This is a genomic window from Thiohalocapsa marina (assembly GCF_008632335.1).
Taxonomy (GTDB): Bacteria; Pseudomonadota; Gammaproteobacteria; order Chromatiales; family Chromatiaceae; genus Thiohalocapsa; species Thiohalocapsa marina.
In genome coordinates, this window is the sequence record NZ_VWXX01000009.1 from 57,005 (window position 1) to 75,598 (window position 18,594).

General features: G+C 67.5%; 10 protein-coding genes. 7 read left to right on the plus strand and 3 right to left on the minus strand.

Translation table 11 applies throughout. From position 1 onward, the window contains the following. Positions 1 to 42 precede the first annotated feature (42 nt). The 5 genes from F2Q65_RS08540 (at position 43) to F2Q65_RS08560 (ending at position 11,113) form a co-directional block, all read left to right on the plus strand. Positions 43 to 2,313, plus strand: coding sequence for a type IV pilus secretin PilQ (locus tag F2Q65_RS08540; RefSeq protein ID WP_150092453.1), 2,271 nt, complete (start codon positions 43 to 45; stop codon positions 2,311 to 2,313). Between the two features lie 555 nt (positions 2,314 to 2,868). Beyond that, positions 2,869 to 3,393: a shikimate kinase AroK gene (aroK, locus tag F2Q65_RS08545; RefSeq protein WP_150092395.1), complete on the plus strand. Its 525-nt coding sequence runs from the start codon at positions 2,869 to 2,871 to the stop codon at positions 3,391 to 3,393. A 1-nt stretch (position 3,394) separates the two neighbouring features. Next, on the plus strand, positions 3,395 to 4,501 hold the full coding sequence (aroB, locus tag F2Q65_RS08550; protein WP_150092397.1) for a 3-dehydroquinate synthase: 1,107 nt from the start codon (positions 3,395 to 3,397) through the stop codon (positions 4,499 to 4,501). 458 nt (positions 4,502 to 4,959) lie between these two features. After that, a complete protein-coding gene (gene gltB / locus F2Q65_RS08555) occupies positions 4,960 to 9,630 on the plus strand; it encodes a glutamate synthase large subunit (protein ID WP_150092399.1) in 4,671 nt (1,556 codons plus the stop codon). 16 nt (positions 9,631 to 9,646) lie between these two features. Continuing rightward, positions 9,647 to 11,113, plus strand: a complete 1,467-nt coding sequence (locus F2Q65_RS08560; RefSeq protein ID WP_150092401.1) for a glutamate synthase subunit beta — start codon at positions 9,647 to 9,649, stop codon at positions 11,111 to 11,113. A 15-nt stretch (positions 11,114 to 11,128) separates the two neighbouring features. On the opposite strand, the gene metK is transcribed toward F2Q65_RS08560, so the two are convergent. From metK to F2Q65_RS08575, 3 genes are all read right to left on the minus strand, one after another. Further along, positions 11,129 to 12,322: a methionine adenosyltransferase gene (gene metK, locus F2Q65_RS08565; RefSeq protein WP_150092403.1), complete on the minus strand. Its 1,194-nt coding sequence runs from the start codon at positions 12,320 to 12,322 to the stop codon at positions 11,129 to 11,131. Next, the gene (locus F2Q65_RS08570; protein ID WP_150092405.1) at positions 12,319 to 15,435 is read right to left on the minus strand and encodes a cation-translocating P-type ATPase; all 3,117 of its coding nucleotides are present in this window, start codon (positions 15,433 to 15,435) and stop codon (positions 12,319 to 12,321) included. The genes metK and F2Q65_RS08570 overlap by 4 nt, the downstream gene beginning before the upstream one ends. A 411-nt stretch (positions 15,436 to 15,846) precedes the next feature. Continuing rightward, positions 15,847 to 16,287 carry a hypothetical protein gene (locus F2Q65_RS08575; protein WP_150092407.1) on the minus strand — a complete coding sequence of 147 codons (441 nt, stop codon included), beginning with the start codon at positions 16,285 to 16,287 and terminating at the stop codon, positions 15,847 to 15,849. 227 nt (positions 16,288 to 16,514) lie between these two features. Here F2Q65_RS08575 and F2Q65_RS08580 point away from each other — a divergent pair, with 227 nt between their 5' ends. Beyond that, complete coding sequence (locus F2Q65_RS08580) at positions 16,515 to 17,327, plus strand: UDP-2,3-diacylglucosamine diphosphatase (protein WP_150092409.1); 813 nt, start codon at positions 16,515 to 16,517, stop codon at positions 17,325 to 17,327. Positions 17,328 to 17,394: 67 nt separating this feature from the next. Beyond that, positions 17,395 to 18,594, plus strand: coding sequence for a BtaA family protein (locus F2Q65_RS08585; RefSeq protein WP_150092411.1), 1,200 nt, complete (start codon positions 17,395 to 17,397; stop codon positions 18,592 to 18,594).

Genomic DNA, 18,594 nt, shown 5'->3' on the forward strand with positions numbered 1-18,594 from the left:
ATCACTATCCCGCCCCCGATCAAGCACCGAGACATGCAGACCATGGGCCCAGCACCGGACCTGAACCCGAGCCCCAACTGGCCAACCGGCCGCTCGCCGGCCGGCTCCAGGACCGCCACTGGGGCCAGCCTGCTGTGGCTGCTCTACCTGCTGTGCGCGCTGCCGTCATCAGCGGCCGCAGTGGTGCTGAAGGCGGTGGAGTTCGCCTCCAGCCCCGGCAACCAGGTGGAGATCGACCTGCTGTTCTCCGGCCCGCCACCGGCGCCATCGGATTTCTCCACCAACAAACCAGCCCGGATCGCCATCGATTTTGCCGGCGCCGGCAGCGGCATCGACACGCGTCCCGTGCCCATCGGCCTAGGCGCGGCCCACAGCCTGGTGGCCATCGAGGCCGGCGGCCGGACCCGCGTGGTCATCAATCTCGACGACGCGGTGCCCTACAGCATCAGCACCCGGGATGACCGCGCCACGGTGGTGCTGAACCCGGATCTCCGGCGCCCGGACCCCGCGGCTGCTTCGGCTGCAGCAACCGATGCCGCAGCCGGCCCCGCACAGACCCCATCAGCCGCGCCGCTACCGGCAACCGCCGCAGCGGGGCAAGCCACCCGCGCCGTGCGCGACATCGACTTTCGGCGTGGCGCCGGGGGCGAGGGCCGCGTGCTGATCACGCTACCGTCCCCCGAGACCCCGGTGGACGTGCGCGAAGAGGGGCACAGCGTGGTGCTGGAGATCGCCGACACCCGGCTGCCGCGGCGCCTGTATCGGCGTCTCGACGTCACCGACTTCGCCACCCCGGTCACTGCCGTCGAGGCACGCGGCATCGACGGCAACGTGCGCATCGACATCAAGACCGATGCCGACTACGACTACCTGGCCTACCAGACCGACAACCTGTTCACGGTGGAACTGCGGGGCCTGACCCCGGCGGAGAAGGAACAGCGCCAGCGCGAGCAGATCGTCTTCAGCGGCGACCGGCTGTCGCTGAACTTCCAAGACATCGAGGTCCGCGCCGTGCTGCAGTTGCTGGCGGACTTCACCGGCCTGAACCTGGTGGCCAGCGACACCGTCGGCGGCAGCATAACGCTGCGGCTGAAGAACGTGCCCTGGGACCAGGCGCTGGACATCATCCTGAAGACCAAGGGCCTGTCCATGCGCCAGAGCGGCAACGTGATCATGGTGGCGCCGACGCAAGAGATTGCAGCACAGGAGAAGCTGGAACTGGAGTCGCAAATGCAGATCGAGGAACTCGCACCCCTGCGTTCGGAGTTCATCCAGGTCAACTACGCCAAGGCCGCGGAGCTGGCGCGGCTGCTCAAGTCCGCCGAGAACAATCTGCTGACGCCCGAGCGCGGCAGCATCACCGTGGACGACCGCACCAACACCCTGCTGGTGCAGGACACCGCCGCCCGGCTGGAAGACATCCGCGGGCTGGTCACGCGGCTGGACGTCCCGGTGCGGCAGGTCATGATCGAGTCGCGGGTGGTCATCGCCAACAACGACTTCGCACGCGATCTGGGCGTGCGCTTCGGCGTCTCCGGCTCCATGGGCCGCCTGGGCAGCAACGAGCTGAACGTCGCCGGCGGCCTGCCCGGCAACACCGGCGTCTACGACTTCGACAAGGGTCCCTTCGGCGCCGCCTTCGGCGCCAGCGAGGGCGGCACAGTGGTGCCGTTCAACTCCGGCCTGGAGAACCCTGCCGGCTCTGGCAACGAGGCGTTGATGGTCAGCCTGCCAGCGGATACCCTGTTCGCTCCCAGCGGCGCCATCAACCTGCTGCTGGGCAAGGTCGGCTCGCACCTGATCCAGCTCGAACTCTCCGCCATGCAGCGCGAAGGCCGCGGCGAGGTGATCTCCTCGCCACGGGTCATCACCTCGGACCAGTCCTCTGCATTGATCAAGGTCGGCGCCGAGATCCCTTACCAGGAGCAGACCGGCGAGGGCAACACATCGGTCGCCTTCAAGGAGGCCGTGCTGAAGCTGGAGGTGACGCCGCACATCACCCCGGACGACCGCATCATCATGGATCTGCAGGTGAGCAAGGACAATCCCGACTGGACCCGATCTGTGGAAGGCGTGCCGCCCATCGACACCCGCTCCGTGGAGACCTCGGTGCTGGTGGAGGACGGCGAGACGGTGGTGCTGGGCGGTGTCTATGAGCGCGAGAAGAGCTTCAACCGCGAGCAGGTGCCCTGGCTCGGCGACCTGCCGGTGGTGGGCAACCTGTTCCGCCAGACCGCCCGCGTTGACTACAACGAAGAACTGCTGATCTTCGTCACCCCGAAGATCCTGCGCGGCGAACTGACGGGGAGGTGATTGGAAGCCTCCAGCCGCCAGCCGCCAGCCGCCAGCCGCCCAGCATTCCCCCTGGACGCGGCTTGATTCACCGCAGAGGCGCAGAGAACGCAGAGGCAGGACAGGATTCTTTACTGTAGCCGCCAGCCGCCAGCCGCCAGCCGCCAGCCGCCAGCCGCCAGCGAAAATCTAGCGCAACCAGACAAGGGTAGCGTAGGGCTGCCGGGCTGGGTGGCGGCGGGCGGGGGTCTCGATCGCAGGACGCGATCGTGAAGCCTCCAGGGACGGATTCACGGCGTCCCCCGACCGCCGCTACCCAGCCCGGCAGACCGACTCCCAGAGCTCTTAGCCCCCAGCCGGAGCCTTCGGATTTCACACTTCACACTTCACACTTCGACTACCCAGCCCGGCAGACCGACTTCCAGAGCCCCAAGCCGCCAGCCCTCAGCCTCCAGCCTCCAGCCTCCAGCCTCCAAACTTCGAACTTCGAACTTCGAACTTCAAACTTCGCCCGCTGGCGCCCGTCAGATTCAAGGTCCTTGCCCCGACGGATCAAATCTGGCATATCTGTGCGGCATGATACGGCCACAAAACATCTTCCTCATCGGTCCCATGGGGGCCGGCAAAAGCACCATTGGGCGACAACTGGCGCAGGCACTGGGCTACGAGTTCCAGGACAGCGACGCGGAAATCCAGCGCCGCACCGGGGTCGACATCGCCACCATCTTCGAATTCGAGGGCGAGGCGGGCTTTCGTAACCGCGAACGCCAGGTGATCGAAGAGATGGTGCAACAAGAAAACATCGTCCTCGCCACCGGCGGCGGCGCCGTGCTGCTGCCGGAAAACCGCCAGCAGCTCACCGCCCGCGGGCTGGTGATCTACCTGCACTGCAGCCCGGAGCAGCAGTACGCCCGTACCGCCCGCGACCGCGGCCGGCCGCTGCTTGAGACACCCGATCCGCAGCAACGCCTGCGCGACCTGATGGAAGAGCGCGAACCCATCTACCGACAGGTCGCCGACCTGGTGGTCTCCACCGAGCGCCGCGGCACCGCCTCGGTGGTCAAGGAGATCCGGCGCCGACTGGAGCAGGAAGAGCTCTGAAATGAAGACGCCCCACCGCACCCTCCAGGTCGATCTGGCGGACCGCAGCTACCCGATCTACATCGGCCCCGGACTGATCGACGACAGTGGGCTGTACCGGCCGCACATCGCCGGCTCCCGGGTCATGATCGTCACCAACGAGACCGTCGCACCGCTGTATCTGGCGCGGGTGCAAGCCGCGCTGCAGGGCCTGCGGCTGGGCGAGGTCATCCTACCGGATGGCGAACAGTACAAAGATCTGGCCACCTGGAACCGCATCTTCGATGCCCTGCTGGCCCAGCGCTTCGGCCGCGACTGCACCCTGATCGCCCTTGGCGGCGGCGTCATCGGCGACATGTCAGGCTTCGCCGCCGCCTGCTACCAGCGCGGCGTGCCCTTCATCCAGGTGCCCACCACCCTGCTGGCCCAGGTGGACTCCTCCGTCGGCGGCAAGACCGGCATCAACCACCCGGCCGGCAAGAACATGATCGGCGCCTTCCACCAGCCGCGCGCGGTCATTGCCGACACCCGGACACTGGATACCCTGCCCGACCGCGAGCTGGCCGCGGGGCTGGCTGAGGTGGTCAAGTACGGGCTGATCCGGGATCCGGCCTTCTTCGACTGGCTCGAGGCCAACGCCGGCGCCCTGCTGGCCCGCGACCCCGCGGCCTTGGCGGAGGCCATCGAGCGCTCCTGCCGCAACAAGGCCGAGGTGGTGGCCGCCGATGAGCTGGAGGCCGGCCAGCGCGCGCTGCTCAACCTGGGCCACACCTTCGGCCACGCCATCGAGGCCGCTCGCGGCTACGGCGACTGGCTGCACGGCGAGGCGGTTGGGGCCGGCATGGTCATGGCCGCGGACCTGTCCCGGCGCCTGGGCTGGATCGACAGCGACACCCTGGCGCGCATCCGCCGCGTCATCGCCGGCTTCGGCCTGCCCGTGGATCCGCCTCCCGACATCCCCGCCGAACGCTGGCTGGAGTTGATGGCGGTGGACAAGAAGGTGCAGGACGGCACCCTGCGACTGGTGCTGCTGCGCGGCATCGGCGATGCCCTGGTCACCGCCGAGTTCGGCACCGACGACCTGGTCGCTACGCTGGCGCCCACAACGGCACCGGCGCCCGCACCATAAGCGTGCAGGCGGGCGCGCCATCGCACCATGATGGTGCAGATGCTGGTGCCCGCCCCTCCTGACCCCGCTGAACACCGCTCCTGCCAGCCGCACCGACACGGGCGTGGCCGGCTCCGGTGGCATTACACGCAGGCGGTGGCACAGCTTCTGCTTATAGCGTATGATCGCCGGCTCGCCGTTAATTTCGCGGCAGGCCTGCACGAGGCCGACGGCTTCGGTCCGTCGCACATCCGACCCGGACGCGACCGGATACCGGCAAGCTGATGCCCGCTCGTGTCAGACTCCGACCTTCGGCCTCGCGGCCGGCGCGCCGGAGCAGACCCGGCAGCGGTCATCATCCCAGACAACGTCCGCCGAAACCGGAGCAACCCCAGGGTAGCGCAGCATGCGCACCGGGGTCAGAATCGCCTGTCGACTCACATCCGGTTCCTGCCCACACTGGTAACAGAGGTCTACCGATGAACCTGCGTGCCTTTCCCCCTGCCCAGGGTCTGTACGACCCCGCCCACGAGCGCGACTCCTGCGGTGTCGGCTTCGTCTGCAACATCAAGAACGCCAAAAGCCACGCGATCGTCGAACAGGGCCTCGAGATCCTCGAACGCCTGCATCACCGCGGCGCCGTCGGCGCCGACCCCAAGGCCGGCGACGGCGCCGGCATCCTGGTGCAGATCCCGGATGCCTTCTTCCGCGCCAGTGTCGCTTTCGAGCTGCCGCCGGTGGGCGAGTACGGCGTCGGCATGGTGTTCCTGCCCAAGGACGAGGCCGCCCGCAGCGAGATGCAGGCGACGGTGGAGCAGCACCTGACCGAAGGCGGCCAGCAGGTGCTGGGCTGGCGCGACGTACCGGTGGACAACCGCGAGCTTGGCGAGAGCGTGCTGCCCAGCGAGCCGGTGGTGCGCCAGGTGTTCATCGGTCGCGGCGAGCAGTGCCCGGATCAGGACAGCTTCGAGCGCCGCCTGTTCGTGGCGCGCAAGCACCTGGACAACGCCATCCGCGCCGCCGGATACGACAAGACCGCCTACTACGTCGCGTCCATGTCCTCGCGCACGGTCAACTACAAGGGCATGCTGCTGGCCGCCCAGGTGGGCAGCTATTACCTGGACCTGCGCGACCCGCGCTTCGAGTCCGCGCTGGCCCTGGTGCATCAGCGCTTCTCCACCAACACCTTCCCCACCTGGGACCTGGCGCAGCCGTTCCGCATGATCTGCCACAACGGCGAGATCAACACCCTGCGCGGCAACGTCAACTGGATGGCCGCGCGCCGGCACACCATGCGCTCGGAGATCCTGGGCGACGACCTCGACAGCATCTGGCCGCTGATCCCTGAGGGACAGTCCGACTCCGCCTGCTTCGACAACGCGCTCGAGCTGCTGGTGATGGGCGGCTATTCGCTGGCCCACGCCATGATGATCCTGATCCCGGAAGCCTGGTCCGGCAACAAGCTCATGGACGAGCAGCGGCGCGCCTTCTATGAGTATCACGCCGCCCTGATGGAGCCCTGGGACGGCCCCGCCGCGGTGGCCTTCACCGACGGCCGCCAGATCGGCGCCACGCTGGACCGCAACGGCCTGCGCCCGGCCCGCTACCTGGTCACCAACGACGACATGGTGATCATGGGCTCGGAGATGGGCGTGCTCGACATCGCCGAGGAGCGCATCGTCAAGAAGTGGCGCCTGCAGCCCGGCAAGATGCTCCTCATCGACCTGGAGCAGGGCCGCATCATCGACGATGCCGAGATCAAGACGGAGCTGGCCGCAGCCCACCCCTACAGCGAGTGGCTGGCCAAGACCCAGATCCACCTGGACTCGCTGCCCACCGACGTCGCGCCCATGGCGCCGGAAGCGCACATCCTGCTCGACGCCCAGCAGGCCTTCGGCTACACCCAGGAGGACATCAAGTTCCTGCTGACGCCGATGATCCTGACCGGCCAGGAGGGCATCGGATCGATGGGGGCAGACAATCCCCCGTCGGTGCTCTCGTCGCGCTCCAAGCACCTGTCCAGCTACTTCAAGCAGAACTTCGCCCAGGTCACCAACCCGCCGATCGACCCGATCCGCGAGGAACTGGTCATGTCGCTGGTGTCGCCGATCGGCCCGCGGCCCAACCTGCTCGGCCTGAACGAGGCCGGCCAGCACTGGCGCCTCGAGGTCAACCAGCCGGTACTGACCAACGAGGATCTGGAACGCATTCGCCACATCGAAGACAACTCAGGCGGCGCCTTTCGCACCGCCACGCTGCACATGGTGTATCCATCCGTGGAGGGCGCCGAGGGCATGGCGCCGGCCCTGGAGCGGCTGTGCGAGGAGGCCGAGCGCGCGGTGCTCGACGGACACAACATCCTGATCCTGTCCGACCGCAACACCAATGCCGACTTCGTGCCCATTCCGGCCCTGCTGGCCACCTCCGCGGTGCACCAGCACCTGATCCGCCGCGGCCTGCGCACCAGCTCCGGTCTGGTGGTGGAAACCGGCGCCGTGCTGGAGGTGCACCATTTCGCCACCCTGGCCGGCTACGGCGCCGAGGCCGTCAACCCCTACCTGGCCTTTGACACCATCCAGTCGGAACTGGCTCGGCTACCGCAGGACGCCGGCGGTCCGGCCGACTTCGAGGAGGCCCAGCAGCGCTATATCAAGGCCATCGGCAAGGGCCTGCTCAAGGTCATGTCGAAGATGGGCATCAGCACCTTCCAGAGCTATTGCGGTGCGCAGATCTTCGACGCCGTCGGCCTCAACCGCGACTTCATCGCACGCTACTTCACCGGCACCCCCAGCATGGTGGAGGGCATCGGCCTGGCCGAGGTGGCCGCCGAGGCGGTGCTCTGGCACAGCCGCGGCTACGGCCAGGAGCAGATCCTGCGCAGCCATCTGGACGTCGGCGGCGACTACGCCTTCCGCCTGCGCGGCGAGGACCATGTCTGGACTCCGGACACCATCTCCAAGCTGCAGCATGCCACCCGTGCCAACGACGCCGCTACCTACGCCGAGTACTCGCAGCTGATCAACGAGCAGACCGAGCGGCTGCTGACCTTCCGCGGCCTGATGGACCTGAAATGGGCCGACACGCCGGTACCGCTGGACGAGGTCGAGCCGGCCAAGGAGATCGTCAAGCGCTTTGCCACCGGCGCCATGTCCTTCGGCTCCATCAGCCACGAGGCGCACTCCACGCTGGCCAAGGCGATGAACGCCATCGGCGGCAAATCCAACACCGGCGAGGGCGGCGAGGAGCCGGAACGCTTCAATCCGCTGCCGGACGGCTCGCCCAACCCGGAGCGCTCCGCCATCAAGCAGGTGGCCTCCGGGCGCTTCGGCGTCACGGTGGAGTACCTGGTCAACGCCGACGACATCCAGATCAAGATCGCCCAGGGCGCCAAGCCCGGTGAGGGTGGTCAGCTGCCCGGCCACAAGGTCAACGCCCAGATCGCCCGGGTGCGCCACTCCACTCCGGGGGTCGGCCTGATCTCGCCGCCGCCGCACCACGACATCTACTCCATCGAGGACCTGGCGCAGCTGATCCATGACCTGAAGAACGCCAACCCCAAGGCGCGCATCAGCGTCAAGCTGGTGTCCGAGGTGGGCGTGGGCACCGTCGCCGCCGGCGTCTCCAAGGCCCACGCTGACCACGTGACCATCTCCGGCTACGACGGTGGCACCGGCGCCAGCCCGCTGACCTCCATCAAGCACGCCGGCTCGCCCTGGGAGATCGGTCTGGCCGAGACCCACCAGACCCTGGTGCTGAACCGCCTGCGCGGGCGCATCGCGGTGCAGGTGGACGGCGGCATGCGCACCGGACGCGACGTGGTGGTGGGCGCCCTGCTCGGCGCCGACGAGTTCGGCTTTGCCACCGCGCCGCTGATCGTCGAAGGCTGCATCATGATGCGCAAGTGTCATCTGAACACCTGTCCGGTGGGTGTCGCCACCCAGGACCCAGAGCTGCGCAAGCGTTTCACCGGCAAGCCCGAGCACGTCATCAACTACTTCTTCTTCGTCGCCGAGGAGGTTCGCCAGCTCATGGCCCGGCTGGGCTTCCGCCGCATGGACGAGATGATCGGCCAGATGGACCGCCTGGAGATGCGTCGGGCCATCGCCCACTGGAAGGCCCGCGGGCTGGACTTCTCGCGCCTGCTGACCCGGCCCGCGGTTGGCCCCGAGGTGGCCATCTACAACGTCGAGCAGCAGGATCACGGGCTCGACAAGGCCCTGGACCACGTGCTGATCCGCGAGGCCGAGCCGGCGCTGGAGCGCGGCGAGCCGGTGCGCATCGAGACCGAGGTGAAGAACTTCAACCGCACCTTCGGCACCATGCTCTCGGGACGGGTGGCGGAACGCTACGGCCACGCCGGGTTGCCGGACGACAGCATCTACATCAAGGCGCGCGGCATCGGCGGCCAGTCATTCGGCGCCTGGCTGGCCCACGGCGTCACCGTCGAGCTGGAAGGCGAGGCCAACGACTATGTCGGCAAGGGCCTGTCCGGCGGACGCATCGTCATCTATCCGCCGGCCAACTCCGCCATCGAGCGCGCCGAAGACAACATCATCGTCGGCAACACCGTGCTCTACGGCGCCATCAGCGGCGAGTGCTACTTCCGCGGCGTCGCCGGCGAGCGCTTCTGCGTGCGCAACTCCGGCGCCACCGCCGTGGTGGAGGGTGTCGGCGACCACGGCTGCGAGTACATGACCGGCGGCATCCTGGTCTGCCTTGGCCCCACCGGCCGCAACTTTGCCGCCGGCATGAGCGGCGGCATCGCCTACGTGCTGGACGAGACCGGCGGCTTCGCCGACCGCTGCAACCTGTCCATGGTGGAGCTGGAGCCCATCGCCGCCGAGGACCAAGCCCTCGAGGCCTTTGAGCACCAGGGCGGCGACCTGGAGACCCATGGCCTGGTGGATCTGAGCCACGACATGACCCGCTTCGACGCGCTGCGGCTGAAACAGCTCATCGGGCGCCATCTGCACTACACCAACTCCGAGGTCGCGCGCTGCATCCTGGACAACTGGGACGCCATGCTGCCGAAATTCGTCAAGGTGATGCCGGTGGACTACCGTCGTGCGCTGCAGCAGATGCAGGCAAGCCGCAGCCGGCCGCCGCAGCCCACCCGCCCGCAATTGTCGAAGCCTTCCCTGAGATCTTGACGGAGACCGCAACACCATGGGCAAGCCAACGGGTTTCATGGAATTCGAGCGCGCGGAGATGGCCTACCAGCCGGTCTCCGACCGCATCGTCCACTACAACGAGTTCACCTTACCGCTCACCGATGCCGACATCGGCATGCAGGGCGCACGCTGCATGGACTGCGGCATCCCGTTCTGCCATCAGGGCTGTCCGGTCAACAACATCATCCCGGACTGGAACGACCTGGTGTACCGGCAGGACTGGCAGGCCGCCAGCGAGGTACTGCACTCCACCAACAACTTCCCGGAGTTCACCGGGCGCATCTGCCCGGCCCCCTGCGAGGCCGCCTGCACGCTGAACATCGACGACGCCCCGGTGGCCATCAAGTCCATCGAGCGCGCCATCGCCGACAAGGCCTGGGCCGAGGGCTGGATCAAGCCCCAGGTGCCGGCGCACCGCACCGGCAAGCGCGTGGCCGTGGTGGGCTCAGGCCCGGCCGGACTGGCCTGCGCGCAGCAGCTCGCCCGTGCCGGCCATGCGGTGTCGCTGTACGAGAAGGAAGACCGCATCGGCGGCCTGCTGCGCTACGGCATCCCGGACTTCAAGCTCGCCAAGACCCTGATCGACCGGCGCATGAGCCAGATGCGCGCCGAGGGCGTGGAGTTTCACACCCACTGTCATATCGGCGTCGACATCCCCGTCACGGCCCTGATCGAAGACTACGACGCCGTGGTGCTGGCCGGCGGCTCGGAGAAGCCGCGCGACCTCGACGTGCCCGGGCGCAGCTACAACGGCATCCACTTCGCGATGGACTTCCTGCGCGCCAACTCCAAGCGCGTGCAGGGGGTCGACGTGCCCGATGACGACTTCATCAGCGCCAACGGCAAGCATGTGGTGGTCATCGGTGGCGGCGACACCGGCTCGGACTGCATCGGCACCTCCAACCGCCACGGCGCCCGCTCGGTGACCCAGATCGAGCTGCTGGACAAGCCGCCGGAGAAAGAAGACAAGGGCCTCACCTGGCCCAACTGGCCGAACAAGCTGCGCACCTCCACCAGCCAGGAAGAGGGCGCCGAGCGCCTGTGGAACGTGCTCACCAAGTCCTTCGAGCAGGACGGCGAAGGCAACGTGCGCGCGCTGAACTACGTCCTGGTGCGCTGGGACAAGGACGACCAGGGCCGCTGGCAGATGTCCGAGGTGGAAGGCTCCGAGGGCCAGCTCAGGGCCGACCTGGTGCTGCTGGCCATGGGCTTCCTGCAGCCGGTGCGCGAGGGCATGCTGGAAGAACTGCACCAGGCCAAGGGGCTGGCGTTCGACCCCCGCGGCAACGTTCAGGGCAGCACCGAGGGCCAGCAGGCCTACCACACCAATGTTGACGGCGTCTTCGCCGCCGGCGACATGCGCCGCGGCCAGTCGCTGGTGGTCTGGGCCATCCGCGAGGGTCGCCAGTGCGCCCGCGCCGTCGACGAATGGCTGATGGGCCGCAGCGACCTGCCGCGCTGACCGCTGCCGCGCGGGTTAATCCCCGCGCAGCGCCTCGGCGCGATCGGTGCGCTCCCAGGGCGGATCAAGATCGGCCCGGCCCATGTGTCCGTAGACCGCGAGCCGTTGATAGAAGCCGTCCGGATGCTCTGCCGGCCCCTCGCGCAGGCGCAGGTCGCGGACGATGGCGCCGATGCGGAAATCGAAGTTGGCCAGCAGGCGCCGGCCGATCTCGTCGTCACCGATCCGTCCCGTACCGAAACTGCGCACGCGCAGGCTCACGGGACCGGCCATGCCGATGCTATAGCTCAGCTGCACCTCGCACTCCCGCGCCAGGCCGGCGGCGACGGCGTTCTTGGCGGCATGGCGGGCGGCATAGGCGCCAACCCGGTCGATGCGCATGGGGTCCTTGCCGCTGAGCGCCGCGCCACTATGGCGGGCATACTCGCCATAGGTGTCGATGCCGGTCTTGCGGCCAGTGAGCCCCGAATGGGCCGCGGGCCCGCCCCCCACCATCGGCCCGCGGGGGTTGATGAACAGATGGGTATGGTCATCCGCCCGCAGGCGTTCCTCGGCCAGCACCGGGACGATGGCATGCTCGATCAGGTCCTGTCGCAGCCGCGGCATGGATGGCACGTGACCCTCACGCTGAGTGGTTTCCAGCGTGATGCTATGGATGCGTTTCGGCTCACCACCGACATACTCGATACCCACCTGGGTCTTGGCATCCGGCAACAGATAGCCCAGCTCGCGCCTCAGGCTGGCAGCGTCCAGCCGCCGCGCCAGGCGATGCGCCAGCCAGATCGGCAGCGGCATCAGGACCGGGGTCTGGTCGCAGGCATAACCGAAGACGGTCGCCTGGTCACGCGCGGTCACGGCGTCCAGTTCGGCGTCGGTCAAGCCCCCCAGATCGGGCGCCCGATCATGGCGCGCGCCGTGATCCTTGAAGCTGCTCATGATTGCGCAGGCATCGGCGTCGAAGACCTCGGGCGGATAGCCCACTGCGCGAATCAGGGTGCGCGCCACGTCCGTGATGGTCAGCCCCACACGGGAGCCATGATGGGCCGAGATGAACAGCACCCCGCTGGCCACGGCGCATTCGGCGATGATCAAGGCGCCCGGGTCCTGGCGCAGGCAATGATCGACAATGGCGTCGCTGATCTGATCGCAGAGCTTGTCCGGATGACCCCGGGTAACGGACTCGGAGGTGAAGATGAAGTCGTCGCTCATGCGGTGTGCTCCGGAATATCGACAGGCCGCGCGGGACGGCAACCCGGCTTGCTGCCCTCGTTGACCATCAGTGGCAGCAGCACGCCGGCGCCGATGGCGGCCAGGTCCGTCCAGCCCAGGGGCACCGTGCCGAGCAGCCGGCGAGCCGCGGGCAGCAGGCCGACGATGACCTGCAGCGCAGCCATGCCCAGAACGGCGCGATTCAGGTGCCGGTTGGATTGCAGCCGCTCGCCGCCGAAGACGTTGCGGTACTTGCTGCGCGAACTGAGGGCATGCGCCAGTTCGTTAAGAACCAGCGTGTGAAACGCCATGGTGGCAGCGGCCGGACCAGACCCATAGCGTCGCAGACCGAACAGGTAGGCGCCCAGGGTGCCGACGCCGATCACCCCCGACTCCAGGACCATGCGGCGCAGGTCCTTGCCGCCAAGGATGGACGCCTCCGGATCGCGCGGCGGACGGGTCATGACGCCGGGTTCATCGGGTTCCATGGACAAGGCCAGCCCCGGAAAGATATCCGTAACCAGGTTGATCCACAGCAGCTGCATCGGGTTCAGTGTCTCGCCCCAGCCGACCACGAGCCCGGCCAGCATCACCTCGATCTCGGTGAGATTGGTGGAGACCATGAAATGCACCATCTTGCGGATGTTGGCATAGATGGTCCGGCCCTGGGCCACGGCAACGGTCATGGTATGCAGGTTATCGTCCTCCAGGACGACGTCGGAGACCTCCCGCGCCACGTTGGTGCCGGTCTTGCCCATGGCCACGCCGATGTCGGCGGCCTTCAGCGCTGGGCCGTCGTTGATGCCGTCCCCGGTCATGGCCACCACCAGCCCCGCCTCCTGCAGCGCGCGCACGATCCGCAGCTTGTGCGCCGGGCTCACCCGGGCGAACACGTGCACATTGCGCACCAGGCCCGCCAGCAGCTCGGGGTCCATCTCCTCCAGCCGGCTCGACTCCAGCACCTGCAATGGCTTGTCCCCGGACAGCCCGAGTTGGTGACCGATGGCATGGGCGGTGGCGCTCTGATCGCCGGTAATCATGATGGTCTCGATGCCGGCGGCGTGGTACTCGGCGATGAGTCGATCCATGCCCGGGCGCATCGGGTCCGCCATCCCCGCCAGGCCGAGCCAAACCAGTTGTTCGGTGCGCGCGGGCATATGCGCTTGGTCCAGCTCGCGGTAGGCGGCGGCAAGGACGCGCAGGGCCTGACCGGCCATACGCTGGTTGGCCGCCAGGATATCGGCGCGACGCGCATCGTCGAGGGGGGTGATGCCGCCGCCTGTCAGGATGTGTGAGCACATCGCCAACACCTCGGCCGGGCTTCCCTTCACCGCCAGCAGGTGCCTTCCGTCGCGGTAGGGATGCAGGGTGCTCATGTACGGACGCCCTTCGGCCCGATAGCGGCTCTTTAGCCGGGGCCGCTCCTCGCGCAGGGCCCGCACATCGACGCCGGCCTCCATCGCCAGTTCCACCAGCGCGTTCTCGGTGGGCGTGCCCAGGTACTGATACTGCCCCGGCACGCCCCGCACCTCGGTCTCGCTGCACAGCGAGACGATCTGCAACAACCGCACCAGCGCCTCGCTGGTGACCGGATCGACCCCATGGCCGGCCTCGTCGCGAAAACGGTTCTCCGTCACCCGCAGGTGCCGCTGTTCGCAGTGCAGGGCAACCACGGCCATGCGATTCATGGTCAGGGTGCCGGTCTTGTCCATGCAGAACACCTGCACCGCCCCCAGGGTTTCCACCGCGTCGAGATGGCGCACGGCGACATTCCGCTCGCCCATGGCCTTGATGCCCATAGCCAGGGTTGTCGTCGCCACCGCCGGCAGGCCCTCCGGCACCGCGGCCACCGCCAGCGACACCGACGCCTTGAGCATCTCCAGCCAGGGATAGCCCCGCAGCACGCCGACGCCGAAGACGCCGACACAGACGCCGCCGGATACCAGCGCCAATCGCGTGCCCATGCGTCCGAGTTGCCGTTGCATCGGCGTTTCCGGCGACGCCGCCTCGCCGACCATGGTCTGGATCTGGCCCAGCTCGGTGGCCTCGGCCGTGGCCACCACCACCCCGCGGCCATTGCCTCCGGTGACATGAGTGCCCATGTAGGCCATGTTGCGGCGATCCCCCAGGGCGGTGTCGTTGCGAGCGACGAACGCATGCGCCTTCGACACCGGCAAACTCTCGCCGGTCAGCGCCGATTCGTCGATGCTCAGCCGATGCGCCCGCAACAGGCGCACGTCGGCGGCGACATAATCGCCGGGGGCCAGGATCAGCACATCGCCGGGAACGATCTGCTCCACCCGGACCGATACCGCTTCGCCGGCCCTGAGTACCCGCACCGCGCGCACCCCGGTCTGGGCAAGGGAACCGATGGTGCGCTCGGCCTGACGCTCGGTGACGAAACCGATGGCGCCATTGATCAGCACCACCCCCAGAATGACCGCCGCGTCCAGCAGCCCCCCGGTGATCACGGCAACGCCAGCGGACACCCCGAGCAGGGCCACCGGCAGGCTGTTGAACTGGCCCAGGAGCATGGCGAGGTCTGAGCGGGTCTCGGCCTCGCCAAGGACATTGGCGCCGTAACGCTGGAGACGGCGGTCCACCTCATCCGGCGCGAGGCCGGTCTCCGCCGTGGTATCCAGCTCCGCGAGCACCTGTTCGCACGTCATGGTTGACCAAGCGCGCGGCGGCGGCGCACGGGCCGGCGACCGGGCCAGAGATTGAGCCGGCGACACCTGCTGCGCCATCGCGGCGAGGGCCGTCCAGCCGGATCGGCCCCTGGCCAGGCGACGCAGCAGGCCGGCGACGCCGGACATCATCCAGGTGAAGCCGTGCCCTCGCCGGGACGCCGAATCCTCGGCTCGGGCTGGGGTTGGGGGCACGCGGATACCGGCACCGTCGAGTTCGGCCTCCACCAGCTGGATCAGGGCCTCCAGCGTCAGCGACGGACCGAACAGCACCAGCAGCCGCCCGGTGACCGGACTCGCCTGCACCGCAGCGATGCCGGCACGGGACGCCAGCGCCGCCTCCAGTCGCTGCTTCAAGGCCGGCGAGCGGTACAGGCCGACAACCTCCAGTCGCGCCCTGCCTCGGCAGGCGCGATGGACGGGCATGACGCGCTGAGTCGGCGGACTGGCGGAACGGGACATAGTCATCGGCTGTACGCTTAATCGGCACCGGCGGCGTCAGGCTGTCCGCCCGCCGCGCACCGATCTGCCCCTGGAACCTGCTGGTTTTCAGCATCGTGCGGAACCGGAGGACGATAAATCAGCTTCTCCCCAAGTATAGTCAACGATCTTCAGTGTTAGGCCGCAGTCTGAGTGGGTCGGGTGTCGGCTGGCGTGGGTCTCGATCGCCCTTGATCAGAACAGGGAGGCTGTCGTGGAGCCGACAGGGATGTCTTCATGGCGTCCCCGACGGCAGACGCCCAAGCCGCGAAAAACGACATCTCGTTTGCAACGAGTATGTAGAACCATCCGCTGCAGATGTCAGGGGTTTGCGGGTTGCGCGACTCTGACGGCGCGTCAGACCCGGCGCTGGATATCGATCCCGGACAGAACCGTCTCGACATGCCGCCACGCCGCCTCGCGATCGCAGTCCGCGTGATGGACCGCGCGCCAGTTCTGCCAGACCTTGTAGTCGATCCAGGCCTGGGAGTCCGCATCCAGCCGTTCGACGATGACCGGTTTCTGATACGCCAGGCAACCGGGGCCATAGCGGGGATACTGATCCACCCAACGCTGTTCGTCGTCCTTCGCGACCGGCGTGGCATAGGCGATGTGACAGACCTCCAGATCAGGCCACTTGCACCAGAAGGCGTCGAGCCAGACCAGGCCGGGACCGTGCCGGGTTTGCACCAGAAATGCCTCGGCGACGTAGCGGGAGTCCAGGACCAGGGGCCGGCGCGGGTCCGGCAGGCGGATTTGCAGCGGGATGTGCTGACGAATGGCGTCGGCAAGTTCCATGGCTCGGAGATGGGGCTTGATTAACCGGACCAGTATACGCGTCTCGTAGGCGCCACGATCGGGCTCGGGGGACACGTCGCTTTCCGGCACCGCGTCCAATCAGGAACGGGCAACACGTCAGCGCCTCCACGGCGGGCCGAAGTCACGGCATCTTCATCGCGCCTCAACTCAACGGCAACAAAGTTCCCGGATGATACGCCGCACTTGTCGACGAAGACGGCGTTCCGATGTCCGATATCCAACGACTGCACCCGCTGAAGTACCGCGCCGTGTTTATCTCCGATATCCATCTGGGATCGCGCGGCTGCCGGGCGGACGATCTGCTCGACTTCCTGCACGCCACCCACTGCCGGGAGCTCTACCTTGTCGGCGACATCATCGACCTGTGGCAGATGCGCCGGTCGGTGTACTGGCCGGAGGCGCACAATTCGGTGGTGCACGAGATCCTGGAAAAGGCACGTAACGGCACCCGGGTGGTCTATGTCCCGGGCAATCATGACGAACTGGTCCGCAAACATATCGGAACCCGGTTTGGCAACGTGTCGGTATGCGACGAGGTCGTGCACGAAACCGCAGCCGGGGAGCGCTTCCTGGTGCTGCACGGCGACCGCTTCGACAGCGTGGTCCAGGGTTCCGCCTGGCTCGCCCACCTGGGTTCCCACGCCTACGACAGACTGCTGCAAATGCACGGGCTGCTCAGCCATGTGCGACGCTATTTCGGCCTGCGCTACTGGTCGCTGGCGGGCTACCTGAAACGCAAGGTCAAGAACGCCGTCAACTACATCGGCAGCTTCGAGCAGGCGCTGGCCATGGAGGCCCGGCAACGCGGCGTCGATGGCCTGATCTGCGGCCACATCCATCATCCCGAGGTACGGGAGATGGGCGGCGTGACCTACTGCAACTGCGGGGACTGGGTGGAAAGCTGCACCGCGCTGGTGGAGCACCATGACGGTCGCCTGGAACTGCTGCGCTGGGCCGACAAGGTACCCGAAACCCTGGCCGTGTCCGCCGATACCGTGACCCTGGCGCGCACGGCCTAAGCCGGGCGACCATCACACGACCACCCAGCGGTCACCACTCCCTGCTGTCAATACATCAAGCCCAATCGTGAAAACCGCCCAAACCCTCCGCGACCGCATCGATCACGTCGTCTTCAACGCCATCTACTCGCGCTCGCTGGTCTACAACGCGTGCTGGGAAGACCCGGCCATCGATCGCATCGCCCTCGCCCTGCGACCCGACGATCGGCTGCTGGTGATCACCAGCGCCGGCTGCAACGTGCTGGACTATGCCCTCGCCGGCCCTGACCGCATCGATGCCGTCGATGCCAATCCGCGCCAGACGGCCCTGCTGGAACTCAAGCTTGCCGGCATACGGGAACTCGCATTCGAGGATTTTTTTGCCCTGTTTGGCTGCGGCATGCACCAGCATGTGCACGCCCTGTACAATGACCTGCTGCGCGACGGGCTCTCTCCGTTCGCACGCCGTTTCTGGGACGAACGCCTGCACTGGTTCGACCCGCGCCGGGGCGGCTTCTACTACCGTGGACTTTCTGGCACGGTGGCGCGCGCCTTCCGCACCTACCTGCGGACCCGTCCGCGTCTGGCGGAGGCGGTGGATGCACTGCTGCAGGCCGGATCCGTCGATGCCCAGCGCGCCATTTACAACAGCCGGGTCGAACCGCTGCTTTGGGGGCCGGGCATGAACTGGACCCTGTCGCGCCAGCTCACCATGAGTCTGCTCGGCGTGCCCTACGCCCAGCGTCGCCAGGTCCAGGCGCAGCATCACCAGGGCGTGGCGGGATTTGTCCGCGAGGCGGTGGAATATGTCTTTCGCGAGTTACCGATCTGGAACAACTACTTCTGGATGGTCTATCTCAACGGACGCTATACCCAGAGCTGCTGCCCCGAGTACCTGAAGCCGCGGAATTTCGCCGCCCTCAAGGCCGGCCTCGTGGATCGGGTGGTGCCCCACACCTGCACCGTCACCCATTTTCTGCAGCACAATGACGCACCCGTCTCCAAGTTCGTGCTGCTGGACCACATGGACTGGATGGCGTCCTACCATCCCGAGGCGCTGGCCGAGGAATGGAGCGCGATTCTGCAGCGGGCAACGCCGGGCGCACGGGCCATCTTCCGCAGCGCCCATGCCGCACCCGGCTACCTCAACCGGATCGAACTCGGCGGGCGGCGCCAGCCCCTGCGCGAACGCCTGGTCTTCCACCATGCCCTGGCACGGGATCTGCAACGCCGCGACCGGGTGCACACCTACGCCGGCTTCCATGTGGCCGATCTGGTAGCCGCCTAG

Bases quoted from the DNA above. Each gene is read 5' to 3' on its own strand.
- F2Q65_RS08540 (WP_150092453.1), top strand. From the start codon at position 43: ATGGGCCCAGCACCGGACCTGAACCCGAGCCCCAACTGGCCAACCGGC.
- aroK (WP_150092395.1), top strand. From the start codon at position 2,869: ATGATACGGCCACAAAACATCTTCCTCATCGGTCCCATGGGGGCCGGC.
- aroB (WP_150092397.1), top strand. From the start codon at position 3,395: ATGAAGACGCCCCACCGCACCCTCCAGGTCGATCTGGCGGACCGCAGC.
- gltB (WP_150092399.1), top strand. From the start codon at position 4,960: ATGAACCTGCGTGCCTTTCCCCCTGCCCAGGGTCTGTACGACCCCGCC.
- F2Q65_RS08560 (WP_150092401.1), top strand. From the start codon at position 9,647: ATGGGCAAGCCAACGGGTTTCATGGAATTCGAGCGCGCGGAGATGGCC.
- metK (WP_150092403.1), bottom strand. From the start codon at position 12,322: ATGAGCGACGACTTCATCTTCACCTCCGAGTCCGTTACCCGGGGTCAT.
- F2Q65_RS08570 (WP_150092405.1), bottom strand. From the start codon at position 15,435: ATGCCCGTCCATCGCGCCTGCCGAGGCAGGGCGCGACTGGAGGTTGTC.
- F2Q65_RS08575 (WP_150092407.1), bottom strand. From the start codon at position 16,287: ATGGAACTTGCCGACGCCATTCGTCAGCACATCCCGCTGCAAATCCGC.
- F2Q65_RS08580 (WP_150092409.1), top strand. From the start codon at position 16,515: ATGTCCGATATCCAACGACTGCACCCGCTGAAGTACCGCGCCGTGTTT.